The sequence below is a fragment of the Arthrobacter sp. D3-16 genome, from assembly GCF_054408515.1.
Window position 1 is genome coordinate 1,054,323 of the sequence record NZ_CP096437.1, and the last position, 25,408, is coordinate 1,079,730.

Consider the following 25,408-nt stretch of genomic DNA (forward strand, 5'->3'; position numbering starts at 1 on the left):
CCGTGCATTGTTAGCTGGAGGGTCCACTTAGGGCACTTTTCCACTACAAAGGCTCACAAGATTAACCGGTTGACGACTTGGAGGGCCAGGAGGGCTGAATGAGAACGAAGCTGTTGAGCGCTAGCCCACGCGTCATCTCCCATTGGTGCTGGTCGTACCAGGCGTAAAGGCATACGTTCAGAATTCGGGTGTACAGCCGGACTGTGCGAGGCAGCGTACGCGGGCCTGGGTGAAGTCTGGTCCGAAAGTCGTGAGACTGCGGCTGCAGCATCGGAAACTCCGGAATGGTCAGCGGTAACCGCCGATGCTCAGGAATTCATGGACCTGTCGACGATTATCCTGGATTGGGCGAAGAGCATTCCGCCTCGCGTGAGACTGTCTAGCCTTTAATCGTGACTTCGCCTCCGGAACCAGAGAGTAGAACCCGGCGGCGAGCATACGACCACGAGAGCGGCCGAGGGCAAGGCAGGCCACAAAAACCTCAACAGTGGCGCCGCCATCATGCTGAAGAAGATACGGATTGTTCGACATGGGACAGGTCCGCAGCGATCTGCCACCGTAAGTGGCCATCCTCGTCATCTGCCGGAACATCGGCAAGCGCTGCTGGTGAGCGGCGTGCTGGCTGTCCGGAAAGACACCGAGCTGACGCTATCTTCGACCACCACGTTTGCGCCGGCGGCACAACCGCCGGCCCTCCGCTTCGTAGCGGATGCCATCGAAAACTCACAGCCTCCTAGCCGAGATGCAAACGTCCCGAAGGGCTGGATTCGGGTGCCGCTGCCTGGTACCTCAGGCTTCGCAGGACGACACGAACATCGGTTGAAACCCTTTAGGTTCATTCCAGCGTGTTGCTGAAGACAGGTTCTCCGGTCTCCGATGGGGTTCCTGGTAACGAGAGTGTCGATTCAAATCTTGATCTGAATCGGGGATTCGCCTAGGGGCGACATAAGAGTCGCCCAGATGGGCGGCTGCCAGACCTGGTTGTACAACCTATACCTTCCTGCGGGCTATGATCTGGAAGTCTGCGTTGAGCAGATTCCGTTTTTGCGGGCCGGTGCCCGCGTTATGTGGGGATCTACAGTGTTACGTCCAAGCGGCCTTCGCTTTTATCCGCAGCTTTGTCATTAGTTCTTATCGCCTTAGTCATGTTTACGGGGGCTTCACCTTCCTTATCCGCGGAAGGTCCGGACGTCACGGCTCCTGTGTTGCGGGAGTTTTCGCTGTCGCCACGGCTGGTGGACGTCACTGCTGGTCCGCAAACAGTGTCGTTCACGGCGCGTGTTACTGATGATTTGTCTGGCGTGGACTCCGTTTTTGTCTACCTGGAGAGCGACGTATCAGATCAGTACTTTTACTCATCGTTGAGGCTGAGCGAGGGTTCTGTTCTAGATGGTGTCTTTACGGGGAGTCTTGTGCTTCCTCAGGCGGCGACTGGGGGTAGTTGGTCACCCCGGGTGATGATCCTTGATGACGCTGTTGGTAATGACTCCGCCTCTACGGCTCTCGAGGCCATCGCAATTCCCCGGCTCGATGTAATTTCGTCAGCACCGGACGTCACGGCTCCTGTGTTGCGGGAGTTTTCGCTGTCGCCACGGCTGGTGGATGTTACTGCTGGTCCGCAAAGAGTGTCGTTCACGGCGCGTGTTACTGATGATTTGTCTGGCGTGGACTCCGTTTTTGTCTACCTGGAGAGCGACGTATCAGATCAGTACTTTTACTCATCGTTGAGGCTGAGCGAGGGTTCTGTTCTAGATGGTGTCTTTACGGGGAGTCTTGTGCTTCCTCAGGCGGCGACTGGGGGTAGTTGGTCACCCCGGGTGATGATCCTTGATGACGCTGTTGGTAATGACTCCGCCTCTACGGCTCTCGAGGCCATCGCAATTCCCCGGCTCGATGTAATTTCGTCAGCACCGGACGTCACGGCTCCTGTGTTGCGGGAGTTTTCGCTGTCGCCTCAGCTAGTGGACGTCACTGCTGGTCCGCAAACAGTGTCGTTCACGGCGCGTGTTACTGATGATTTGTCTGGCGTGGACTCCGTTTTTGTCTACCTGGAGAGCGACGTATCAGATCAGTACTTTTACTCATCGTTGAGGCTGAGCGAGGGTTCTGTTCTAGATGGTGTCTTTACGGGGAGTCTTGTGCTTCCTCAGGCGGCGACTGGGGGTAGTTGGTCACCCCGGGTGATGATCCTTGATGACGCTGTTGGTAATGACTCCGCCTCTACGGCCTTCGAGTCATTAAATCGGCCGCAGGTAACGGTGACAAACAGTTCGGCTTCGGTAATAGTGCCGCCTGACGTGGTCTTCTCAGATCCACTAGGGGAAGCGAAAGATACTTACATCATTCCAGAGCTGGATGGCGTTGAGTACTTGATTGGGAATGCAGTTGTCGCTGGAGGAATCTATCCCGGCAAGGGCACCATTTCGGTCATGGCACGGCCGAAAGCGGGATTCGCATTTGCACCGTCCACCGTTACCGAGTGGGCCCACACATACGAGGCGGGTTCTCTCGACATGGCGGTTCCTCCGTCGTTGGTTTCGTTTCAGCGGGTTTCAGGTGATGTCCTCCAGGTGGGCGATTCAGTGGCCTTTGAGTGGGAGGTTGCTGATACGCCTGTGGAGCGAGTGACGCTTACGTTCAGGGACGCGCTTGGCCGCTACCATTACGCGAATTCGTACGGGAGTGGCAGTGGCGCGTTGTCAGGTACGGCTAGTGCTGTGGTGAATGAGTCATGGACTGCGGGTTCTTTGGTCCTTCTACGGGTTGAGTTGCAGGCGACAGCGTCGTATGTGAACTATGAGCAGGATGGGTCCGTGCGTAAGAGCCCTGAGGGTGTAAAGGATCCGAGACCGATAACTGTTGATTTTCCCGCAGCCAACTTCTCCGTAGAGAACTCTTTTGATTCGTCGGTTCCTCCGTCGTTGGTTTCGTTTCAGCGGGTTTCAGGTGATGTCCTCCAGGTGGGCGATTCAGTGGCCTTTGAGTGGGAGGTTGCTGATACGCCTGTGGAGCGAGTGACGCTTACGTTCAGGGACGCGCTTGGCCGCTACCATTACGCGAATTCGTACGGGAGTGGCAGTGGCGCGTTGTCAGGTACGGCTAGTGCTGTGGTGAATGAGTCATGGACTGCGGGTTCTTTGGTCCTTCTACGGGTTGAGTTGCAGGCGACAGCGTCGTATGTGAACTATGAGCAGGATGGGTCCGTGCGTAAGAGCCCTGAGGGTGTCAAGGACCCGAGACCGATAACTGTTGATTTTCCCGCAGCCAACTTCTCCGTAGAGAACTCTTTTGATTCGTCGGTTCCTCCGTCGTTGGTTTCGTTTCAGCGGGTTTCAGGTGATGTCCTCCAGGTGGGCGATTCAGTGGCCTTTGAGTGGGAGGTTGCTGATACGCCTGTGGAGCGAGTGACGCTTACGTTCAGGGACGCGCTTGGCCGCTACCATTACGCGAATTCGTACGCGAGTGGCAGTGGCGCGTTGTCAGGTACGGCTAGTGCTGTGGTGAATGAGTCATGGACTGCGGGTTCTTTGGTCCTTCTACGGGTTGAGTTGCAGGCGACAGCGTCGTATGTGAACTATGAGCAGGATGGGTCCGTGCGTAAGAGCCCTGAGGGTGTAAAGGATCCGAGACCGATAACTGTTGATTTTCCCGCAGCCAACTTCCACGTGGGCGTTCAGACGGTCTCGCCAACTTCTGTAACGTTTACCGACTCGGATGGCACAGCCGAGGACGCGTACACGGTTCCGGTGACTGAGGGTATTGAGTATCTGATCGGCGATAAGGTAATCGCCGCTGGAACGTACCCCGGTTCCGGTTCCGTGACGGTGACAGCCCGCGCAAAAGGGGACTACGTTCTCTCAGTTGGCGCTGTGGCGGAGTGGTCGCATGCGTTCGAAGCAACGCCGTTCCAGGTAGGCCCGGCGGCCGTGGTGTTCTCAGACAAGGACGGCACCGCTGACGACACGTACACGGTACCGACGACGGAGGGTGTTGAGTACCTGGTCGACGACAAAGTCATCGCCGCCGGGATCTATCCCGGTTTGGCGACTGTGACCGTGAAGGCGCGTGCCACGACTGATTATGCGCTGGTTGCTGGTGCTGTCGCAGAGTGGTCACATGGCTTCAAGGCGACGCCGTATCAGGTGACGCCGGCTGCCGCCGTATTTACCGATAAGGACGGCACCGCAGAGGACAGGTTCATTGTTCCCGTGACGGAGGGTGTTGAGTACCTGGTCGACGATAAAGTCATCGCCGCCGGGATCTATCCCGGTTTGGGGACCGTGACCGTGAAGGCGCGTGCCAAGACTGATTATGTGCTGGTTGCTGGCGCCGTGGCGGAGTGGTCGAATGCCTTCGAGGCGACGCCGTATCAGGTGACGCCGGCTGCCGTCGTATTCACCGATAAGGACGGCACCGCAGAGGATACGTTCACTGTTCCCGTGACGGAGGGTGTTGAGTACCTGGTCGACGATAAAGTCATCGCCGCCGGGATTCATCCCGGTTTGGGGCCGGTGGCAGTCAAGGCGCGTGCCATCACTGACTATGTTCTGGCGGCAGGAGCAGCGGCGGAATGGCCGTATGCCTTCAAGGCCACACCGTACAAGGTGACGCCGGCCGCCGTCGTCTTCAATGACAACGACGGCACGGCGGAGGACACCTTTACCGTTCAGGCAACCCAGGGCGTTGACTACCTGGTCGGCGATAAGGTGACTTCCGCCGGGACGTATCCTGCGGCGGGAACAGTGACTGTGAGGGCGCGTGCCATCACTGACTATGTTCTGGCGGCAGGCTCAGCGGCGGAATGGTCGCATGCGTTTAAGGCCACGCCTTACAAGGTGACCCCGGCCGCCGTCGTTGTCAATGACAACGACGGTGCTGCGGAGGACATTTTTACGGTGCCGGCGACGGACGGTGTTGAGTATCTGGTCGACGACAAAGTCATCGCCGCCGGGATCCATCCGGGTTTGGGAACAGTGACGGTGAAGGCGCGTGCCAGCACTGACTATGTCCTGGCAGCAGGAGCAGCGGCGGAATGGTCGCATGCGTTCAAGGCGACGCCGTACCAGGTGACCCCGGCCGCCGTCGTATTCACCGACGAGGATGGCACGGCCGGGGACACCTTCACTGTTGCGGCGACGGAGGGTGTTGAATACCTGGTCGGCGAAAAAGTCATCGTCGCCGGGATCCATCCCGGTTTGGGGACGGTGACCGTGAAGGCGCGTGCCACGACTGATTATGTGCTGGTTGCTGGTGCTGCGGCGGAGTGGTCGCACTCGTTCAAGGCCACGCCCTTCCAGGTGAACCCGGCTGCTGTGGTGTTCTCGGACAAGGACGGTACCGCGGTGGACACCTTCACCGTTCCTACAACCCAGGGCGTTGAGTACCTGGTCGGCGATAAGGTGACTTCCGCGGGGACGTATCCTGCGGCGGGAACGGTTACTGTGAAGGCGCGTGCCATCGCTGGCTATGTCGTGGCAGCAGGAGCAGCGGCGGACTGGTCGCATGCCTTCAAGGCAACGCCGTACGAGGTGACGCCTGGCGCCGTCGTCTTCACTGATAAGGATGGCACTGCTGAGGACACCTACACGGTGCCAGCCGCGGACGGTATCGAGTACTTGATCGGGGACGTCGTCAAGGCGGCGGGCACGTATCCGGGGTTGGGAACGGTTACGATGACAGCCCGTGCAGAATCGGATTATGTGCTGCCTGCTGGTGCAACGGCTGAGTGGTCTCATGTGTTCAAGGCGACGCCGTATCAGGTGACGCCGGCTGCCGTCGTATTCACCGATAAGGACGGCACCGCAGAGGATACGTTCACTGTTCCCGTGACGGAGGGTGTTGAGTACCTGGTCGACGATAAAGTCATCGCCGCCGGGATTCATCCCGGTTTGGGGCCGGTGGCAGTCAAGGCGCGTGCCATCACTGACTATGTTCTGGCGGCAGGAGCAGCGGCGGAATGGCCGTATGCCTTCAAGGCCACACCGTACAAGGTGACGCCGGCCGCCGTCGTCTTCAATGACAACGACGGCACGGCGGAGGACACGTTCACCGTTCCGGCAACGGAAGGTATTGACTACTTGGTCGGTGACGCCGTCAAGGCGGCGGGGACGTATCCGGGATCCGGAACGGTGACGGTGAAGGCCCATGCTGTCGCGGATTATGTGCTCACGGCCGGTGCAACGGCTGAGTGGTCGCACGCGTTCAAGGCGACGCCATACAAGGTGACGCCTGCCGCCGTCGTCTTCAATGACAACGACGGCACTGCGGAGGACACGTTCACCGTTCCGGCGACTGAAGGTATCGAGTACTTGGTCGGGGACGCCGTCAAGGCGGCGGGGACGTATCCGGGTTCGGGAACGGTGACGGTGAAGGCCCGTGCTGTCACGGATTATGTGCTGGCGGCCGGTGCAACCGTTGAGTGGTCTCACGCGTTCAAGGCGACGCCGTACGAGGTGACGCCGGCCGCCGTCGTATTTACCGATAAGGACGGCACCGCAGAAGACACCTTTACAGTGCCTTCAAAGGAGGGTGTTGAGTACCTGGTCGGTGACAAGGTGACTGCCGCCGGGACGTATCCGGGGTTGGGGACGGTGACGGTGAAAGCACGCGCCACGACGGAACATGTCTTCGCTGAAGGCGCTACCGCTGAGTGGACCCACGCGTTCAAGGCGACGCCGTATCAGGTGACGCCGGCCGCCGTCGTCTTCTCTGATAAGGACGGCACCGCCGAGGATATGTTCACCGTTCCGGCCATGGAAGGCATCGAGTACCTGGTGGGAGAAACGGTCACTGCTGCAGGGACGTACCCGGGTTCGGGAACGGTGACGGTGAAAGCCCGCGCCACGACGGACCATGTCTTGGCCCCGGGCGCTACCTCTGAGTGGACCCACGCGTTCAAGGCAACGCCGTACACGGCGGTGCCTGCCGCCGTCGTCTTCACCGACAAGGACGGCACCGCAGAGGACACCTACACAGTCCCCGCGACTGAAGGTGTTGAATACCTTGCCGGCGATAAAGTCATTGCCGCGGGGAGCTATCCCGGCTCGGGAACGGTGACGGTGAAGGCGCGTGCCACGGCTGACTATGTCCTGGCAGCGGGAGCAGCAACAGAGTGGTCGCACTCGTTCTCCGCCAAGCACCCCGCGGTGCCCGGTTCCATGATGCCGGTGACGCCGTTCCGTGCGCTCGATACCCGGAACGGCGCTATGGTCGCCGCCGATTCCACGGTCTCTTTCCAGGTGGCCGGCGTGGGCGGAGTGCCGAAGGGTGTTTCGGCCGTGGTGTTCAACATGACTGTTGCGGAGGCGAAGTCGTATGGCTTTGTGACTGCCTACGCGTCCGGCTCGCAGCGTCCTGACGCTTCCAACCTGAACTTTGACGCCGGCCAGATTGTTGCCAACTCGGTGACTGTACCGGTGGGCACGGACGGCAAGGTAACGCTGTTCAACCGGTCCGCGGGGGCCACGCACCTGCTCGCTGACGTCTCGGGCTACTACCTTCCGGGGACGCCGACGGCGGCAGGTGCCTTCGCCTCCATGGCACCGACGCGTTTCCTGGACACGAGGAACAGCGCGGCTGTCAGCCCGGACGGGGAAGTTTCGTTCCAGATGGCCGGGGTCAACGGCATACCGTCCAAGGTCTCGGCCGTGGTCCTGAACCTGACGGTGGCGGAGGCCAGGTCGTTCGGCTTCATCACTGCCTACCCGTCACGAGCTGCCCGCCCCAACGCTTCGAACGTGAACTTCGACAAGGGACAGATCATCCCCAACGCGGTCACTGTGCCGGTGGGGGAGGACGGAAAGGTGACACTGTTCAACCGGTCCGCGGGCGCCACCCACCTGCTGGCGGACGTAGCGGGCTACTACCTGGCCGGGACGCCGACGGCGGCCGGAACCTTCAAGGCGGTGGCACCCACACGCTTCCTTGACACGCGTGATTCTGTGCCGGCCCGGGCCGATGGTTCGGTTTCGTTCCAGGTAGGCGGCGCATATGGTGTTGCGGCGGACGCCTCCGCGGTCGTCTTCAACCTCACAGTGGCCGACGCCCGATCCTTCGGCTTCATCACCGCGCACGCGTCGGGCACGGACCGGCCGAACGCCTCCAACGTGAACTTCGATGCGCGGCAGATTGTGCCGAACCTGGTGACTGTCCCCGTGGGCAGCGACGGCAGGGTCAACCTGTTCAACAGGTCATCAGGAGCAACGCACCTGCTGGCGGACGTTTCCGGCTACTTCCTCGCCGGATAGGTTCTGCCTTCACAGCCAGCAAGTATGACGGCGGCGATTGCCGCCGTCGTACTGTTTTTAACCCCCTCCTGGAAGGCCGCCCGCGGACAGGGTGGAGCATCAGATGCGTCCCCGGCGCCTGTTTCGTTTAGTGGAGTTGTGCAGCGCCCACGCTGCCAACACGGCGAACAGCAACGACTGAACGCCGAGCAACCCCATATCCAGGAACCACTGCTGGGCGGTTGGCTCGAAGAGTTGATCCTTGATCGGCGAAGGAGACCGCTGGAGCCCGGCGGTGGCGGCCGTGGCGGCGTACCCAAAGCGGGCCGGCAGGAACCAGGACACTTGCTCGATCACGGCGCGGCCGGCGATGGAGAACAACCCGCCGCACAGGACCAACTGTGACATGACCAGCGCTACGAGGGCAGGCATGGCCTGATCCGTTGACGCGACTGCTGCGGAAACGGCCAGCCCTGCGACGGTCATGGTGAACCCGACGGCGGCCACCGCCACGGCGATCTCCAGCACCCCGTTGCCGAGCACCAGGGCCTGGTCCGGTCCGGGCTGACCGAGCAGTGCAAGCATCGTGAACAGGAAGCACTGCACAGCGACAGGCAGGCCAAGCACCAGCACCTTGCTGAGCAGGTAGGCCCAGGGCGACAGCCCCACGGCATGCTCCCGGTGATAGATCGGGCGCTCCGCAACCAACTCCCGGATGGAAAGGGTTGCACCCATCAGCGCGGCACCTACCACCAGGACGATCAACCTGTGCTGGACCTGGAGATACTCCCCTTGGGCCGCCCGCACGGACAGCCCGGCGCCGCCGGGAAAGGCATGGGCCAGTAAAGCGAGCACCGCCGGAATGCCCAGGAGGAGCGCAATGAAAAGCCGGTCGGCTGCAAGCACTGCTGCGTCGCGCCGAATCAGCGTCGAGAGTTGACGCAGCGGTTTCTCCCGCGGCGGTGGGGGCGAATCCGCTGCCGGAACCGGCACCACGGACACCGCCGTCCCCCCTCCGTATGCCTCACGGGCGGGGGACCGGGAGTACCTGCCCACCCAGGTTTGATCCTCGAGCGCAGCGAAGACGGCCGGGTAGTCCTTCACATTGAAGAAAGGGAGCAGGCCTGACAACGGTCCGAAGAAGGCCACCCGCCCGCCGCGGGCGAGTACCAGGGCCCGGTCGCACTCATTCAGGGCCAGGACGCTGTGGGTGACGACGAAGATGACGCGTCCGGCTGCGGCCAGTGAACGCAGGCTCCGCATGACCTGCACATCCAGGGCCGGATCCAGCCCCGATGTGGGTTCGTCCAGGAAGATTAGTTGCGGTGCCGTCAGCAGTTCAAGGGCAATTGAAGTCCGTTTGCGCTGCCCGTCTGAGAGCGAATCGATCCGCTGATCAATGTGTTTAGTGAGATCCACCTCGGCAACTACCTGGTTGATCCGGTCGTCGCGTTCTCCCTTGCTGGTGTCCGGCGGGAGGCGCAGCCGGGCTGCGAACTGGAGCGCGCGGCGTACCGTCAACTGGCGGTGCAGGATGTCCTCCTGCGGCACAAGCCCCACCAGGAACCGGAGCTGGTCGTACTCCGAATAGAGGTCCCGGCCGTTCCATGTGACCCTCCCGCGGGTGGCGGGGCGCAGGCCGGTCAGGGCTCCCAGGAGGGTGGACTTGCCGGCTCCGGAGGGTCCTATGACCGCCACCAGCGAACCTGCGGGAACGGTGAACGACAGGTCATCGATCAAGTGCGCGCCGGCTTTGGTGGTGACCTCAAGATGGCGGGCACTGAACACAGGACGTTGGGGCTGCGGTGTGACCACGCGCGAACCATCCCAGGTCAGGGTAGTGTTGCCCACCCCGATGAGGTCTCCGGCCGAGAGCGGCACAGCACCTTGAACCCGATGGCCGTTGAGGAACGTCCCGTTGGAGCTTCCAGTGTCCCGTACGACGGCGAGTTCCCCGGTTTCGATCAGGGCGTGGCGGTGTGAGACCAGCGGGTCATCCAGTGTGATGTCGCACGAACGTGACCGCCCGATAGTCAGCACTCGCGCTTCGGGTGGCGCTTTAACGGAAACGGTCTCCAGGAGCAGCTCTGGTCCGTCCACGTGGCCCAGGCGCAGGCGGAGCCCTCCAGGCGGGAGCGGCATTGGCTCGTCCAAGACCCGGTCATGGCCTACCACCCAGGTGCCGTTATGACTGGCCTCATCGGCCACCCACCAGAGCCCATCCGTGTGCGCTATTTTGAGGTGCCTGCGGCTGATCCGGTCGTCATCCAGATGCACGTCGGCTCCTGCATCCCTTCCTACCCGGACTGTTGCCGACGGCGCAAAGCTCCAGTCGCGCCCGTCCGAGTGGATGACGAGGTTCTCTCCCGTCGACAATTGCAGAGGTTCCGGCATGGCAAACCAACTAACTTGTGCGGAGTGAAGCGGCTACCTCGTCGAAGACTGCAGTCCGCTGCTCGAACAGCGATGGAAGTGCGAAAAAGACCAGCAGCTGGACAGGCTCGGTCTCGAGGACGTAGACGCGGACCTGGAGGGTGACTGCGGGGGACAGGGGCATGCTCCCTTCCATGGCCTGGGCCTTGACCTGCCCTACAGTTGCTTGCCCCCGGTCGACCAGACGCGCGTCGCGCCCCGGCAGGAGTGCTTCGGCAATGGCAACCCTGGCGGCCGCGTTTTGCCCGGCCAGCCGAGCAGGCTGGTGGTAGATGGCCAGGCCGACCACATTCTCCGGGTCGGCCGCGGCGCGGGCTGCCTCTGCTGGAGCATTTGCTTCATCGGCGAACAGGGCTGTGAGGTCGGTACCGGCCATAACGCTGACGGTACTGTTGCCTGCTTCGCGGGTTCTGGGCGTCCAGCTGTTCGGGATTTCCAGAGTGTAAGGAATGCCCTCTTCCCGGAATGTCTGCCGGCCGTCTTCAGTCAAGAGCGGCGGGAGCAGCAGCCCGGCCGCGAGCAGGGCGGCTGCGCTTAACGCCGCGGCCAGCCATGTGATGAGCCTCCTGCCTCTCTTGTTCAGGCGATGCCGGTGATGGTCAGCGGTGGATCCGCCTCCTGTTTCGGAGGCGGGGGCAGTTTCAAAGGTGGCAGGGGAGCGCTGCACTTCGGCCGCCACAGGCGCGGCTTGCTTCTTGCCGGTTGGCAGGCGGAGGCGGGGACCCGGGACGGCCGGCTCTGACATCATCTCGATGAGCGCCCCGCAGGAGGGCGGGCGGTCATCCGGTTGTTTTGCCATTCCTGCCCGGATGGCCCGCTCGACGGATTCAGGGAACTCCGGCCGCTCGCGGCGCAGGAATGGTGGGTCCTCGACCATGTGCGCCCAGAGCTGGGCGGAGTCGTCGTCGTGATCGAAAGGAGGGTGCCCTGCAAGGAGGGTGTAGGCAACGCAGGCCAAGGCGTACACATCTGCACGGCCATCGATGTCCTGGCCCCGGATCTGCTCAGGAGCTACGTAATCCAAGGTGCCCAGAAAGTGGCCAACGGTGGTGACTCCGGTAGCGGACGTGGCGCGCTTCGTAAGGCCGAAATCGGTGAGGTAAATGTGCCGCCGTCCCTCGGTGTTGTTGGACAGCAGGATGTTGCCGGGTTTGACGTCCCTGTGCACCAGCCCGGCCTTGTGGGCTGCGTCCAGGGCCGCGGCGGTGTCGGCCAGAATCCGCAGTGCCTCGGGCAGGGGAAGGACGCCCCGTTGGTCAAGTTCTGCTTTGAGGTCCGTGCCGTGCACGAAGCGCATGGCTATGTACAGGACGCCGGACCATTCACCGGCGGCGTAGATGGGAAGGATGTTGGGGTGGTCAACCGAGGCAGCCAGCTTGGACTCGCGGACGAAGCGTTGACGGAACTTCTCATGGGAGGAAAGTTCGGGGGCCAGGAGTTTGAGCGCGACAGGGCGCCCGAGTTGTACGTCGAGCGCCCTGTAGACAACTCCCATGCCGCCGCGTGCTATGAAGGACTCCACCCTGTAACCAGCGAAGTTCTCTCCCGGCGCGAGATCAGTCTGCAGGTGCTCCACCAGGTTCACCCCAATGGCTGCCCGCAGCCCGTACAGAACCGTGCTCCTGGCTGCACCGGCTCACCGCAGTGGGGGCAGGACGCCTGGGACTGTCCGCCGGCCGACTGTTGCTGGTGGGCAGCACGCAGGGCAAAAGGACCTGCTGCCCTGGTGGGATCCGAAGCGGACGCGTCGCGGCCCTCCCCGGGCGGGTGCGCCTGCTGGCGGTCGCTTCCAAATGGTGGAGCGCCGGCCGCCTGCCCTTTGTCGCCAGGCGGATGGGCGGCGCGGGCACCTGGCGCCGTCATGTTCGTCCCGGACCCGTGGCGCGCCCCGCCGTCGGGATTGGACACGTGGCTGCTTGAAACCATCGCAGCCTTGCGACGGCGGGAGGCCACGACGGCCAGGATGCCACCCAGGAGAATGATCCCCGCAAGCGTGGCAAGGAGCGCGGTTGGAAATGAGCTGGCAGAGTCGGAAGAGGAAGCCTCAGCAGCAGGCCCGGCGTTGTGGGTTCCCGTTGCACGGGCTTCTTCAAGGCGGTCGGCCGCCAACTTCGAGTCGTAGTATGTGAGCGATTCCTCGAGGGCGCTTACCGCTGATCCACCTTGGTTGCCTGCGGCGAGGTTGTCGATACCCCGGCGGAATACAACATCGAACCTGGACAGCGAAGGCTCCACGCCGGCGTCAGCCATGGCAGCCTGAATGGCAGTAACGGGTGTAAATACCGCCTGTCCGTCAGGTTGGAGCGGGCCCGCTAAGCCCAGGATGTGGCCGGTGCCCTTATCGATGACCGGCCCTCCGGAGGCGCCCGCGTTCAATAATGCCCCCAAGGCGTGTTCCGACCCGATGCGGCCTGCGGCCATGTCGACCTTCACCGGAAGCTCGGCGGGATCCGCGGATGTCGGCTGGCTGACGAAGCCCAGCATCGTGTTTCCTTCACCCGGTACGGCAGCCGGCGGAGCCAGAGCAGCGGTTGGTGCTCCACCGCCGCCAGCGATTTGCAGCAAGGCAACGTCGTGGGGTGCAGACGGCTTGTTGATAAGCTCGGCCCAAACACTGCCGGGCTCTGACGTGTAGGTCCTGATCCTGTATTGGGGAACCTTGAAGAGGATGCAATGGTCCACCAGGTCATAGCAATGCTGCAAGTGCGGCGCCCAGAACTGGTCTGGAGTTGAGCCGCGCCGCAGGGCATTACCGTCATTACCCACAATGGGTACACGGATCACATTGGAAAAAAGATCGTTGGCACTTTGGACGGCAACCGCACCTTCGTCAAGCGCGAGGTTTTCCCAGGTGGTGGCTATTATCCCGTCTGCCGACACCAGGACGCCCGTGGAGGCTCCCAGCGGTACTTCGGACCTTCCACGCGCAATTTCCGCCCGTCCCGAGGAGCTGTTGACGTGCGCGATCTCGGACTGAGCCACAAGCTCAATCCGGACCAAGGCTGCCTTTGCTCCCTCTGTTCCGCTGTTGAGGGAGGGAGACGGTGTCGGCGTCGGGCTCGCAGCCGCCGTCAGTGAAGTAATGGCGAGAATTCCTGCCAGGATGGTGCTGTTTCGCCTGTGCAGCATGGGGAGCCTCCCATTGGGAAAAGGCGGGGTGGGTCAGTAAATTCGGCAGCCGGACATTGACCAGTACGGTTCGCGAACGGCCGGCGCGCAGTAGATGAGGGTGAATAGCCCTGATGGCTTTTCATCGGAATGCGAAGACATTAAAAACCTCGCTGCCAGGACAGCTTTGTCCGTTAAATTACTTTAAGCCTGTTACTTATCCCTCCTCAAGGCTTTGTATCGCCATTTGCCCCCCTTTTTCCGGTTGATCACCCTTTTCTCAAGCATTGCCCCAAACATCCGCGGCGGGAGCAAACATGGCGGACGGTTTATAAAAGGACGAAGGCGCATACACCTTTGCGTGGCGGGTTCCCGGTTCCCAGATGATGGCCCCAGTATCGTCGGGAACAAAGAAATACCTGATCTCCGCGTTCCCGTCATCCAGCACTTGGATGACGCCCTCCTGGGTGCTTCGCTGCAAGGTCCAAACTGTTGACGATAAGGTGCTGCTGGATCTTGGCCGGGGGGCCAGTTGGATCGCAAGGTCAGGCTGCCATTCCCCTAGTTCCGGAGATGATCCCACCACATATGTCCGGCCGGCGCGCTTCAACCAGGGGCCGTCCGAGATGGAAAACTGCATTGTTTGTATTGCGCGGAGCATGGCACGGACCCCTGGATCGAGTGCTTGGCCGCCGTATTCCTGAAGGTCTACAGCGGCACCTTCTCCGGGTGCACTGAATAAGATCTCGCCGGTGCGGCAGAGCTCCACCCTGCTGCCCGCCAAGGGCCATGGTCTGCCCGCACCTACAGCTGTTGCCCGCTTCCGCAGGTCGAGTGCGTCATAACAGGCTTCCGCAAGCCCCCGTACCGCGGGCACAATTTTCTCAGCGGGTGCAAAGACACGCCTGAGCCTCAAATTTATTTCGATGAATTCGTTGGCACCCGCCCGGGACGGCGCTTTATCCGGCAATTGATCAACGGACAACAGAAAAGTCTTGATAGCCGCAGCAACGGCCAAGTCGCTATCCGGAAGTGACCGTTCCAGCCATCGAATTGAATCATCATGATGCCCCAGGAACGCGTAAACGCCGCTTAGCTCCTGTGACGCGAATGAACGCTGGGCTGGGTCGGTGGCAGCACCCCAGGCCTCATAAAGCAGCCCTCTTGCTGCCTGGAGTTCCTCGGCTGCCCTGTCCGGATGAAGCGCCGCATCTTCCATGTGCAGCCGTGCAGCCCGCCACGGTCCCTCCTGCAGGGACCGCACACGAGTACCAATATCACCGGCCAGCGAGTGGATGTCCCTTTGCAGCAGTTCCATCTTTTGCACGGCTTCCTGCTGTGCCGGCAGGAACTGTTTCAGCAACTGTTCGGCCAGTTGCTGGGCAGCTGCACTGGCCGCTGCCCCAAGAATTGGATTCGCCACGGCTGCAGCGCTTGCCGCTGCTCCAGCCGCGGAAGATACGCCCGTGGTCAACAGGCGGAAGAGAAGGTTCGGCCATGAATGTGGCATGGCCCCTCCTGTACACGAGTACGGAACTGCTGTTGGGCTGCTGCAACTTATGGTAGTCCACACCCCAGGCGTTACTGCCGCGTTACTGGACCTCCAGGTCCTGCTTGTCAGGGCCACCAACAGGCCGGTTCCAGCAGCCGGGTTCGTGCGCTTTTCCGGGTTTCGCAAGGCTCGACCACGAAGGCGTGGGTAGAATCGGGGGCCAGACGAATGAACACTGCTTTGCCGGAGGTACAGAGAAACAATGTCGGAATGGCTTGAAGTCGGCGCGGAGAACTATGTGCTGGTCACCGAAGGATCGCTGCTGAACACCGGACTGATCGTCGGATCCGAACGGGCCATGGTGATCGATACCGGCTGCGGGCCCCGGCAGGGGCAGGAAATCCTGGACGCCGTGCGGCAGAAGATCCAGCTGCCGCTCGTCGTCGTCAATACCCATGCCCATTACGACCACTTTTTCGGCAACGCGGTGTTCGCGGCAGCGGGCGTCACCGAATTCTGGGCCCACCAGAACTGCGCCAGGGAAATCGATGAACGCGGGGACCTCCAGCGCCGCTTTGTGGGGACACTGGAACCGGAGATGTCCACCGGCGAAGGCCGGAACGTGGAACTCGTGGTCCCCAACGCCATCGTCAAGGACCAGCCGGTGCTGGTCGACCTGGGCGGGCTGACCGTCACCCTGTTCCACCTGGGCCGCGGCCATACCGACGGCGACCTGCTGGTGGGCACCCCCACCACCCTGTTCGTGGGTGACCTCGTGGAGCAGGGCGCCCACCCATCCTTCGAAGACTCCTACCCGGAAGACTGGGCGGACGCGCTCCGGCACATCTCAGCGCTTCGCCACCGCTACGAGTTCCTGATCCCCGGGCACGGGAAGCCGTGCAGCGACCAGTTCGTCAAGACCATGGCGAACACCATGACCACGGCGGTACGCCAGGCCCAGCGTTCCATCCGCGAGGCCCCCTCCGATGCCACCAAGGCCATCCCGGTTCTGCCCTATGGGCCAGAGCAGTCGCGCTGGTTCATCAAGCGGCTCCAGGAGACCCGCCGGGAGCACTAGATGTACTGACCCGCGGACTGAGACGGCGTCCACCACCGGAAGGTTTCCGATGGTGGACGCCGTCCCGGTTCGTGCCTCAGTGGTGGAGGCCTTGTGGTTTCCCGGCCCGCAGTGGCAGGCGGTTAGTTGCTGAGCGGTTGCGGTTCAGAGTCCTGATGTAGGGAAGTGCCACTGCAATCGCGGCGGCGATGAAAACCAGCTGCATCAGCGTCCGCGGCAGGAGCGCGGTGGCCGGAGCCCCGTTGAGCGTGAGGCCGGCCAGTGCGGCGTAGACGTTCGCCGGGAACATGGCCACCATCAGCAGGGCCAGTCCGGCGGCTGCCCACGGCGCCGTCCGGCGGTGGAGCAGGCCGGCGGCCCCCAGCAGTTCCAGCACGCCCGTCAGTGTGACAAGCAGTTCCGGGTAGGGCAGGGCGGGCGGCACCATGGCGACCAGGTCGCCGCGCATGTGGTTGAAGTGTGCCGTCCCCGTGATAACAAACATTGCCGCCAGCCCGCCGCGCAGGCTGGTGTGCCAGGACCGCAGCCCCCTGATGCCGGCAGCGCCGGCAGCGCGCAGTAGGAGGGTGGCGGCCAGGAGGGTAATGAGGGGTGCCATGATGCTTCCTTCCAGGTGCATCGACATAATCTTGACACTGACTAGATTACTCAGAACCAGAAACTTGTCAATGGCTAGATTGGCGTTAGGCTGGGACCATGAGCACTCAGGGGACCTACCACCACAAGAACCTTCCGGCGACGATCATCAGTGCTGCCCTCGAAGCCATCGCGGAGTCCGGACCCTCAGCGCTGAGCCTGCGGGATCTGGCCAGGCGGGCCGGGGTGTCCCATGCCGCTCCTGCCCACCATTTCGGCGACAAGGCAGGTCTCTTAACGGCCGTGGCGGTGCAGGGTTTTGGGCTCCTGGCGGACGCGCTGGCTGAGGCGCAACGGCAGACCGGCGACTTCCTGGAGGTGGGCGTAGCTTATGTCGGCTTCGCCGTCGGGCATCCCGCCCACTTCGCCGTGATGTTCCGGCCGGAGCTATACCGGGCCGAGGACCCGGAATTGATTGATGCGAAGGTGCGCGCGGGGGAGTCCCTCCATCAAGGGGTGGCGCCGTTCGCTGCCTCGGAATCAGACGCGTCGGAACAGAAGGCAGCGCTGGCAGCCTGGTCCCTGGTCCACGGCTTCGCCACGCTCTGGCTGAGCAGCAGTCTGCCTCCCGGCCTGCCGGCCGATCCGCGGGAAGCCGCACGGGGCGTTGCCTCGGTTTTGTTCTCCGGCGAACGTCGGTAGCGCCTTCCGTTCAGGGGTGGGAGCGGGGCGAGCCGCGGTCACCAAGGGTTCGGCGCCTTATCGACGGCGGTCCCTGCGCATGTCCCTCACGCGGAGAGTGGCTGCGCCGGCCACAAGCACCGCCCCGATGCCCTGCAGGCCCGGGGAATCATCGGCTCCGCCGAGCACAAAGAGTGTTGCGCCGAGCGCCACGACGAGGAACGAGGTCAACCAGCTCACGGGTCTTCCGTCCAGTCACCGGCGGCGGCGTCGTCGACCCACTCGAGCAGGTCGCCCACCTGACAGTCCAGGACACGGCACATCGCGTCCAGGGTGCTGAAGCGGACCGCCTTGGCGCGGCCGTTCTTCAGCACCGCCACATTGGCCGGTGTAATCCCCACCCGCTCGGCGAACTCCCCGACACTCATCTTGCGCTTGGCCAGTTCGACGTCGATACGCACCACGATCGCCATCAGATCACCTCGTCCATGTCGGCCCGCAGCGACGTGGCCTGCCGGAGCAGATCCCGCATCACCACGATCAGCAGGACCAGCACGGCACCGATCAGCGTGATGCCGATCAACAGTGCAGGGGTCCCGGGGTCACGCAGCTCCGGGGCGAAGTAGATGTACGCGATGAGGGAACCGGCCATGACCGCCAGCAGCAGCCACGCCACCACGAATGCCCACACGATCGCGTCCACCCACCGCAGCGAGGCAGTGGTGAAGATCCGGTCGCGCTGGACCAGGGTCAGCAACCGCCAGATGCACACGATGACAACCTGCAGGCACAGGGCTTCCAGTTCGAAGAACAACAGCAGGGGCCATCGCCAGGGATCCATTTCCGGCCCCTCCTCGGTGGTGAAGAGAAATTCGCCCGGGAACGACATGACCTGGGCGACCAGCAGCCCGAGGAAGACCATAACAAGGAGGACCCGAAGCGGGAGGACCAATCGACTTACGATAGACATGCCCCCATAGTTCAGCTTTTTCTATCGATAGTCAATATGTGGCCGCCCCAGCGAGCCGCGGGGCTACGTGCAGGTCGGCGTCGATGGACTAAAACGCCAGCGCCGGAAATGGGAGGCATACGACGGCGGCGCGTGCCGCCGTCGTACGCGCTTCGCCTATGGCGCCGCTAACGGATCGCCCCCGCCGCCAGCAGCCAAGAGCGCATCGAGCTGGGCGGACTGATGTGCTTGTAAAGCCTTGTCCGCGTTGGCGTTTGTACTGGCGAGGATCGGTATGTCCAGGCTGGCATTGCATCCCCGGCAGCGGATCTCGTCTGTCCAGACCCAGCTGTATGCCGCGTGCTGTGCCTGTACCTGTTGCATCGCTGTGGTGATTGCTTCCGTCTTGGCTGCAAAGTGCGCGGCGTCCTCGTTGCTGAGGCTGCTACCAATCTCGATGTCGATGCTCATCGTGCCTCTTCCGTCGTGTCCCGGATGGTGCACCTGACAGTAATGCGTGTTTCGCGGCGAAGGAACGCCCCGAAGGTCACGGTTGCCTAACCCTTCTCGGTCCGGGGTTCGGGGCCGAAGGATGAGCACCTGCTGTATCCGCACCGAGGCCGGGCGAAGCTGATAGCAGTGATTGAATGTAGCCGTGAAGCCAATGAACAGCGGGGACCCCTGGGCGGCAGTGCATGCTGAAAGGGCGGCACTGGCCGAAGACCTGGCCGGTCTGACTGCAGAGCAGTGGGGTGCACCGTCACTGTGCGGGCGGTGGGTGGTGGAAGAGGTGGTCGCTCACTTGAGCGCAGCTGCGAGCATCGGTTCGTTCCGGTGGATTGGAAGCATTCTCGCGGCGCGGTTCGACGCCGATCTCCACAACCAGCGCCGCTTGGAGGAACAGCGCGGGGCCAACCCCGGCGAAACATTGAGCCGGTTCCGGAACGTCGTTGGAAGCACCAAGGCGCCCTCAAAACACACCGCGGCGTGGCTGGGCGAAGTTGTTGTGCACAGCCAGGACATCCGCCGGCCCCTCGGGCTTCAACGAACCCCGGCAGCCGATGCCGTTACCGAGGTGGCGGAGTTCTACGCCGCCCGGGATTTCGCTGTGAACAGCCATTCCGCGGTGAAGGGTCTTCGCCTGGAAGCGACGGACGGGCCCTTCCAATTCGGCTCCGGACCGCTGGTTACCGGGACAACCCTGGCACTGACGATGGCGATGGCGGGCCGCGAAATGTACTGCGATGACTTGGCTGGGGACGGTGTCCCAACGCTGCGGTCCCGCTCGGCCCGCTGATGTCAGTTTGCGGCTTTTGAAGTGTCATTGCTTTTAGGTTTCAGTCCCGGAGCGCCCTGATTCCCGCTTCGCGAACCACGGCGCGGTAATAGCCCTTGGCGTAGCCCTCGGCCGTCGGGTGGAAGGCCGCCCCGCTCAACGGGTCGTCCGGGTTGAAAACGAGCCAGGGATGGGGCGAGCCGACGCCGTGCCGGGCGAACTCGTCGGTGACGTCGACATAGACGGTTCCGGGTGACTTCCCGGCTGCGTCCCTAATGACCTTGTTCAGGGTATCCGTGCCCTTGTTGAAGACTGTGGCCGCTTCGTCCGTGATGAAGCGGTTGTCCCGGAACCCGGGGGAGAAGAGGTACGGGTACCCCAGCGCCACAATCTTTGCGTTGGGTGCCTTGGCCCGGATGGCTGCGTAGGCGTTGGTGAGGGCCGGGAGGACCTCGGTCTTGGCAACGGCTTCGCCGGCGTCGACTGCAGCTCTGCACTCCATCAAGGACTGCAACAGGCAGGCTTGCAGCACCTCCGAAAACTTGACGTCGTTGCCGCCGGCGGTGATGGTGACCAGGTCCGTTTCTGCGCTCAGCAGGCCGGCAGCCGACGCCACCTGGACCTGGAGGGGCACCATAACAGCGGTCCAGCCGGAGCAGGCGGCGTTGGCCCTGAGCTCGACGTCATCCCGCATGTCCAGCCTGTTCACATAGCCTGGCGATGCCTGGAAGCAGGGTTGCGGAGCAGCCGGATAGAGCGGGGACGTGCTGACATCCGGCGCGCCGATGCCCGAGGTGTAGGAATCGCCGAAGGCGACGTAGTCCAGCGGTTCGGAGTCATGTGCGGCGGCCGGGGCAGCCAGGGAGCCCGCCACCAGCCCGGCGAGAACCACGGCCAGCGCCGCCAATCGCCCCGCAAAAACCGTCCGGGTGTGAGCGTGGGCAGGCGAAGGTTTCTTCATGATTCCTCTCCCTTCGATTGGTCAGCGGCATGGGCCGGCCTGAGGTGTGCGGGGCCGGTCTCTACTCCCATGGGGCGATCCTCATGTCGAGGTGGGCCTTTTTCCCCAGGATCTTGGAGGCCACCGGGGGGAAATCTATCCTGGCGGCCCAATTCGGTGCCATCTTGGTGTGTTCGGGTGCCTTGGCCCAGGAGAGCTGCTTCTTCAGCGGCCCGGCCTCAGCGATCGGTCCCTCAATCGTCGAATTCCACTGGTAGAGGGCTTTCTGGACGGTCCCGTCAGGCTCGGTGTAGACATCCATCAGCAGGGTGTCCTGCCAGTCAGCCACTTGTTCAAAATGGGAGCCGAAGGAAAGAAACCCGCCCTCTTCGCGAACGGCAAAGACCCGCAGATCCAGCGTGTACCGTCGCGGCCCCGCTGTCGGTTTCGGCAGCAGGAAGGCGGTCACCAGTGGCACCGGGTTAAGTGGTGCGTCCCGGTTCTCCTCACTTAGGACCACAGGGCAGTGGGTGCGTGCGGACTGGTAATGCATGAGTACAGGAACTTTGCGGATGGCCAGCGCGACATCTGCTTGCCACACTGTCTCATTGGAGGTGTCCAGGTCGAGGCCCGAGAAATTAAGAACTATCTTGATGTTGCCGAAGAGAAACCGTTGAAGATTCTGGTAGCCCTCTTCAGAATTCACAAGACCATAGCGTCCGGAGTGGGAACGGTGGATATATGCCCTGTTGGATCCCTTCACGTAGGCGTTTCGGATCTGGACGAGTCCATCACTCTTGACCCCAACAGCACGGGAAGACCAGCCCAGGGCCACGTCATAGTCGCCGGGGTTTGTCCCCACGAGCGACAGGAACCGCTCAGCGGGCAGCGCACTGAAATATGGGACACGGGAATCCCAGCCGCCTTGGGGTTCGAAGGATTCCATTCCTTCGGGACAAAGATACTCACGCATGCGGGGCTCTTTGAAGATGTCTGAGCCGTTGGGCCCGAAAGTCTCCATCACCCAGTCACCGACCGATCCGCCGAGGTCGATATCAATTCCACCGTGTGGTGTTCCGTAGGTAACCACCTTGGAGACCGGGAAAGCCCCTGGTGCGCTGCCGGGTTGGTGTCCTTTTCTGCGGGCAGGATTCGGGGGCTTAGCCTTAGTGCCTGCCCCCGGCTCGTGCTGAGCCTCCGCGCCGGGCAGGATCCACGATAGAAGCCTTCGAAGCGCCGACTGGCGACGTGATGGGGCTGCACGGTCAGAAGGATCATGGACCGAACCCGCGCCAGCAATGATCTGATCCGGGGTGGGTGTCCTGTTCGGCTGGTACATGAACCGTTGGATGGCGGACCTGCAAACCAATCCTCCCATCGAATGGGCCACGAGATAGACCTGGTCCGCATCCCTGGTTTTGTCCAGGACCTGGGAAATGTAGTCAGCCAACCCCTTGGCAGCCTCTTCGATCCGATAAGGGGTGGGAGGCTTCCCGAAAGTGGAGGCGCTGGAATCGTAGAAGCGGTACACCCATATGGTTCGCGCCGGCAACGTTCCGCTGGCGGCCTCCTGAAGGAGACGCTGTTGGTTCCCGTCGACCTTCAACTCGTACTTGTAGTCAATCATGAGCCTCAGCAGCGGGGACTCGAACTGATAGAAGTGGGGATTGCCGTGGGCGCCGATCCGGACATGGGTGGAACCTTCGTTGAACCCGTAGAACGGGTCGTCGGCAGCCTTGTCGATTGCTTGCGTGCCACCGGCAAACCCGCGCACATAAATGATCGGCAGGAACTGAGTCACGGCATGTCCAATGCTGAAGTTCTAGGCCAGTGAATTGCTCTGGTCTGCTGGCTGGGGACAGCAGAACACCTCAGCCGTTACTACTGCGTTACAGGAAGGGCGTCCCTACAAAACCGCCGCCCTCATATCGGGCACACGCATTAGCTGGGCAGCCGAACCCTTCAGTTCGACGCGTTGCGGGAGTCGATGCCGACCTTAAGCCAATATTCAAGATCCGCATCGTCTTGGACCCGTTCGTGCTGCACTCTGAGCCATCCGGGCCCCATCGGACGGTCCTTCCCCATGTAAGCCGGTTCTCCGCCTCGCTTGAGCAGGTCGTCGTAGCTTGCCGGATCGGTGCGTACGAGCAGGTCCCCGTCGCGGCCGGCGGCTACAGCCATACGGTCGTCCACCATGAAGGACAAGCCGCCGAACATGCGCACTTCACGCACGTTTTGGTAGGAGGCCAGTAGGTCGCGGAGCCTCTGCGCGAGAGCGTCCCGCTGGCTGGACGCCGCTGTCACTGCCCGCTGCTTTCCGGCCAGACAAAGTCCTTGAACCCCAACGATGGGCTGGACCCGCTGCTGCTTGCTCCGGATGCAGTGCCGGCGGAAGTCCCAGCCTCCGGCTCCTGCGCTGAGGCGGGCACGGCCTCGTCCGGCCAGTCGGTGACTTTGAAACGGGACGGGCCGGCAGTGTCAGCTGCCTTACTAGGCCCGGATCCTTGCTGCCTGGCGCTGCTTCCCGAGCCCGTTTTCGACTTTTTTCGCGCCCCTGAATGCATGACTTTCGCCCCCCCCAGCGTTTGGATTCACTGTGGGTCAGGCTACCCATTGGTTTCGCGGTCTTCAAGCCACGCGCTAAATCGCCTCCCAGCCGGCCCTCATACCCTGCCAGAACTGGATTAAGAAGGAGGCTTGCCGAAAGACCTGTAGATTGCTAGGCATGACTGATCTTTGGGGAGATGAGTCCGGGGTACTTTTTGACCTCGGAGGCGACGGTATTTCGAGTTTGGCATCGCTGCGTCGAATGACAGAAATAGCAGCGGCAGCCATGAGTTCTTTCACCGGATCGGCGGTGGGGTGCGCCGCAACTCTTTTGCAAACAGGCCACGCTCCGCTGACCGTAGCAAACAATGAGGCTGCCCTCCGTTCCGCGGGGCTGGAAACCAAGAGCGGAACGGGGCCCGCCACCGAGGCCATGCGTGGCCGGATACCCATATCCCTCAGCGATGCAAGCAGGGATGTCCGGTGGCCCGCCTACCAGAGGCTGCTGCTGGCCGGGGGATGTCATGGTGCCCTTTCCATCCCGATCCAGCTGGAAGCAGGCGCACGGTGTGTCTTGACCTACTTCGCAACTGAACCCCATGTCTTCAGCCCACAGGCCATCAGGCGGGGTACGCAGATTGCTGACGTCGCCTCCCGCAGCCTGACATCGGCCCTCCGGGTTCAGGCGGCGGTGGCGACGGCGAAAAACCTGCAGGCCGCACTGGACGGCAGGACCTCCATCAGCACCGCCTGCGGCGTCATCATGGCCCAAAACCGATGCTCATACCAGGATGCCTTCGCCATTCTGGCCAAGGCATCCAGCCACAGAAACGTCAAAGTCCGCCAAGTAGCCGAAGGCATTCTTGAGTCCCTGCCTGGGGGCGCCCCGACGGCGCACTTCGGCAAGTGAACGGTCCTTGATCCTGATCTTTTGGGTAGGCGGTCAAACGTCGCGCCATGCTCCAGCCACGGCCGCAAGTGAGGCATACGACGGCGGTGCGTGCCGCCGTCGTACGCCTTGCTCACGGTTGCGACGAAAAGGGCCGGTAAGATGTGCCGGTGACCCGAGACGGCAGGCGCCCCAGCATTAGCAAACGGGAGTGGATCCAGTACGCTGCACTTTTTGTGCTGGCAGTGGCCGCCTTCGGGGTGGCAGCCATCGCCCTGATGGGACCACGCGGCCCAGGCGAAGCCGTCCCCGCGCCAGCCAGTCCGCAGGCGGCCACACCCACCGCTACGGTATCTCCCACACCCACGGCCTCTGCAACGGCGCAGCAGCCGCGCCTCGAACTGCCTGCCGAGCCTGTCCTCCTGATCGTTGGCGATTCGTACACTGCCGGTGTTGGTGCAGAGCGGGAGGACCAGGGCTGGGCTTACCTCGTTGCCGGGGAGCTCGGCTACCCCACCAACATCGACGGCGTGTCCGGAACAGGGTTCGCTTGGGGCGGCGGGGCCCAGGATGAGTTGGGCAGTGAGTACGAAGTCCGGTTGCGTGACATCGCTGCCGATCCCGCCTTCGTGCCCAACGTCCTCATCCTTCAAGGCGGACAGAATGATGCCCTGGTCCCCAATCCGGAAGAAGTTGAAACCGCCACGGCGCAGACCATCGAGGCGGCCCGCAGGTTCTGGCCAGGGGTTCAGGTGGTAGTGCTGGGACCGTCGGCTCCCCAGCCCCTTGCCGAGGAACTGCGCGGTGTGAACGGCGCCGTCCGGGCCGGGGCCGCAGCTGCCAACGCTCCCTTTATCGACGCAGCCGAGGCAGGCTGGTTTACGAGTGCCAACAGCCCGGACTTCAACTCCGACGGCGCCCACCCCAACACCGCCGGCCACGCTTACCTTGCCGAGCGGTTCCTGGAGGCCTGGGCCGGCCTGACGGAATAAGGACCGCGGCTGCGGCACCTGGGCAGGACCGGCAGCCCTTCCTGTGCCCCAGGCACCTGCCCTCAGCCCCTCACGCCAGTTCCTGCAAATTCCTAGGAGAAGGCGGCCCGGGTTCGCCCTGTTCAGAGGCCCATTGACGAGCATTTCCCAAGGTGGCAGGCCTAGCTTGTGCCCATGCGTATAGCCATACGCTAGGACTCAGGATCAGTGAGGTTGTCATGA

The 25,408-nt window shown here is 62.6% G+C and carries 19 protein-coding genes; 7 read left to right on the forward strand and 12 right to left on the reverse strand.

Annotated features, from left to right (window positions below; genetic code table 11):
- The first annotated feature begins 225 nt into the window (after window positions 1-225).
- Together M1D32_RS05125 and M1D32_RS05130 are read left to right on the forward strand one after the other, a co-directional pair.
- A complete protein-coding gene (locus M1D32_RS05125; RefSeq protein ID WP_458782107.1) occupies window positions 226-390 on the forward strand; it encodes an EthD domain-containing protein in 165 nt (54 codons plus the stop codon).
- Between the two features lie 3,356 nt (window positions 391-3,746).
- Window positions 3,747-8,246 (forward strand): RHS repeat domain-containing protein, encoded by a 4,500-nt coding sequence (locus M1D32_RS05130; protein ID WP_458781253.1) that lies wholly within the window; start codon window positions 3,747-3,749, stop codon window positions 8,244-8,246.
- Window positions 8,247-8,345: 99 nt separating this feature from the next.
- Here M1D32_RS05130 and M1D32_RS05135 read toward each other — a convergent pair whose 3' ends face one another.
- The 4 genes from M1D32_RS05135 to M1D32_RS05150 all read right to left on the reverse strand — a co-directional run bounded on the left by M1D32_RS05135 (window position 8,346) and on the right by M1D32_RS05150 (window position 15,276).
- Entirely contained in the window at window positions 8,346-10,601 is a 2,256-nt protein-coding gene (locus tag M1D32_RS05135) for an FHA domain-containing protein (protein ID WP_458781254.1), read from the reverse strand.
- A gap of 28 nt (window positions 10,602-10,629) precedes the next feature.
- The gene (locus tag M1D32_RS05140; RefSeq protein WP_458781255.1) at window positions 10,630-12,234 is read right to left on the reverse strand and encodes a serine/threonine-protein kinase; all 1,605 of its coding nucleotides are present in this window, start codon (window positions 12,232-12,234) and stop codon (window positions 10,630-10,632) included.
- A gap of 5 nt (window positions 12,235-12,239) precedes the next feature.
- Window positions 12,240-13,787, reverse strand: a complete 1,548-nt coding sequence (locus M1D32_RS05145; protein ID WP_458781256.1) for a zinc ribbon domain-containing protein — start codon at window positions 13,785-13,787, stop codon at window positions 12,240-12,242.
- A 259-nt stretch (window positions 13,788-14,046) separates the two neighbouring features.
- A complete protein-coding gene (locus M1D32_RS05150) occupies window positions 14,047-15,276 on the reverse strand; it encodes a carbohydrate-binding module family 20 domain-containing protein (protein ID WP_458781257.1) in 1,230 nt (409 codons plus the stop codon).
- Between the two features lie 244 nt (window positions 15,277-15,520).
- Between M1D32_RS05150 and M1D32_RS05155 the strand changes: the two genes are divergently transcribed.
- Window positions 15,521-16,336: an MBL fold metallo-hydrolase gene (locus tag M1D32_RS05155; protein ID WP_458781258.1), complete on the forward strand. Its 816-nt coding sequence runs from the start codon at window positions 15,521-15,523 to the stop codon at window positions 16,334-16,336.
- Window positions 16,337-16,412: 76 nt separating this feature from the next.
- On the opposite strand, the gene M1D32_RS05160 is transcribed toward M1D32_RS05155, so the two are convergent.
- Window positions 16,413-16,934 carry a DoxX family protein gene (locus tag M1D32_RS05160; protein ID WP_458781259.1) on the reverse strand — a complete coding sequence of 174 codons (522 nt, stop codon included), beginning with the start codon at window positions 16,932-16,934 and terminating at the stop codon, window positions 16,413-16,415.
- A 98-nt stretch (window positions 16,935-17,032) separates the two neighbouring features.
- Between M1D32_RS05160 and M1D32_RS05165 the strand changes: the two genes are divergently transcribed.
- Window positions 17,033-17,614 carry a TetR/AcrR family transcriptional regulator gene (locus M1D32_RS05165; RefSeq protein WP_458781260.1) on the forward strand — a complete coding sequence of 194 codons (582 nt, stop codon included), beginning with the start codon at window positions 17,033-17,035 and terminating at the stop codon, window positions 17,612-17,614.
- 57 nt (window positions 17,615-17,671) lie between these two features.
- Here M1D32_RS05165 and M1D32_RS05170 read toward each other — a convergent pair whose 3' ends face one another.
- From M1D32_RS05170 to M1D32_RS05185, 4 genes are all read right to left on the reverse strand, one after another.
- The gene (locus M1D32_RS05170) at window positions 17,672-17,833 is read right to left on the reverse strand and encodes a hypothetical protein (protein WP_458781261.1); all 162 of its coding nucleotides are present in this window, start codon (window positions 17,831-17,833) and stop codon (window positions 17,672-17,674) included.
- Window positions 17,830-18,066, reverse strand: a complete 237-nt coding sequence (locus M1D32_RS05175) for a helix-turn-helix domain-containing protein (protein ID WP_458781262.1) — start codon at window positions 18,064-18,066, stop codon at window positions 17,830-17,832. The genes M1D32_RS05170 and M1D32_RS05175 overlap by 4 nt, the downstream gene beginning before the upstream one ends.
- Complete coding sequence (locus M1D32_RS05180; protein ID WP_458781263.1) at window positions 18,066-18,563, reverse strand: DUF2975 domain-containing protein; 498 nt, start codon at window positions 18,561-18,563, stop codon at window positions 18,066-18,068. Before M1D32_RS05180 ends, M1D32_RS05175 begins: the two co-directional genes overlap by 1 nt.
- 156 nt (window positions 18,564-18,719) lie before the next feature.
- Window positions 18,720-19,013 (reverse strand): hypothetical protein, encoded by a 294-nt coding sequence (locus M1D32_RS05185; protein ID WP_458781264.1) that lies wholly within the window; start codon window positions 19,011-19,013, stop codon window positions 18,720-18,722.
- A 193-nt stretch (window positions 19,014-19,206) separates the two neighbouring features.
- On the opposite strand from M1D32_RS05185, the gene M1D32_RS05190 reads away from it, so the two are divergent.
- Window positions 19,207-19,839: a maleylpyruvate isomerase family mycothiol-dependent enzyme gene (locus M1D32_RS05190; protein ID WP_458782108.1), complete on the forward strand. Its 633-nt coding sequence runs from the start codon at window positions 19,207-19,209 to the stop codon at window positions 19,837-19,839.
- Between the two features lie 40 nt (window positions 19,840-19,879).
- On the opposite strand, the gene M1D32_RS05195 is transcribed toward M1D32_RS05190, so the two are convergent.
- The 3 genes from M1D32_RS05195 to M1D32_RS05205 all read right to left on the reverse strand — a co-directional run bounded on the left by M1D32_RS05195 (window position 19,880) and on the right by M1D32_RS05205 (window position 23,062).
- Window positions 19,880-20,779 carry an SGNH/GDSL hydrolase family protein gene (locus tag M1D32_RS05195; RefSeq protein WP_458781265.1) on the reverse strand — a complete coding sequence of 300 codons (900 nt, stop codon included), beginning with the start codon at window positions 20,777-20,779 and terminating at the stop codon, window positions 19,880-19,882.
- Window positions 20,780-20,840: 61 nt separating this feature from the next.
- Window positions 20,841-22,559 carry an esterase/lipase family protein gene (locus M1D32_RS05200; protein ID WP_458781266.1) on the reverse strand — a complete coding sequence of 573 codons (1,719 nt, stop codon included), beginning with the start codon at window positions 22,557-22,559 and terminating at the stop codon, window positions 20,841-20,843.
- Window positions 22,560-22,720: 161 nt separating this feature from the next.
- Window positions 22,721-23,062 carry a TfoX/Sxy family protein gene (locus M1D32_RS05205; RefSeq protein WP_458781267.1) on the reverse strand — a complete coding sequence of 114 codons (342 nt, stop codon included), beginning with the start codon at window positions 23,060-23,062 and terminating at the stop codon, window positions 22,721-22,723.
- A gap of 421 nt (window positions 23,063-23,483) precedes the next feature.
- Here M1D32_RS05205 and M1D32_RS05210 point away from each other — a divergent pair, with 421 nt between their 5' ends.
- Complete coding sequence (locus M1D32_RS05210; protein ID WP_458781268.1) at window positions 23,484-24,215, forward strand: ANTAR domain-containing protein; 732 nt, start codon at window positions 23,484-23,486, stop codon at window positions 24,213-24,215.
- Window positions 24,216-24,364: 149 nt separating this feature from the next.
- Complete coding sequence (locus M1D32_RS05215; protein WP_458781269.1) at window positions 24,365-25,186, forward strand: SGNH/GDSL hydrolase family protein; 822 nt, start codon at window positions 24,365-24,367, stop codon at window positions 25,184-25,186.
- Window positions 25,187-25,408 lie beyond the last annotated feature (222 nt).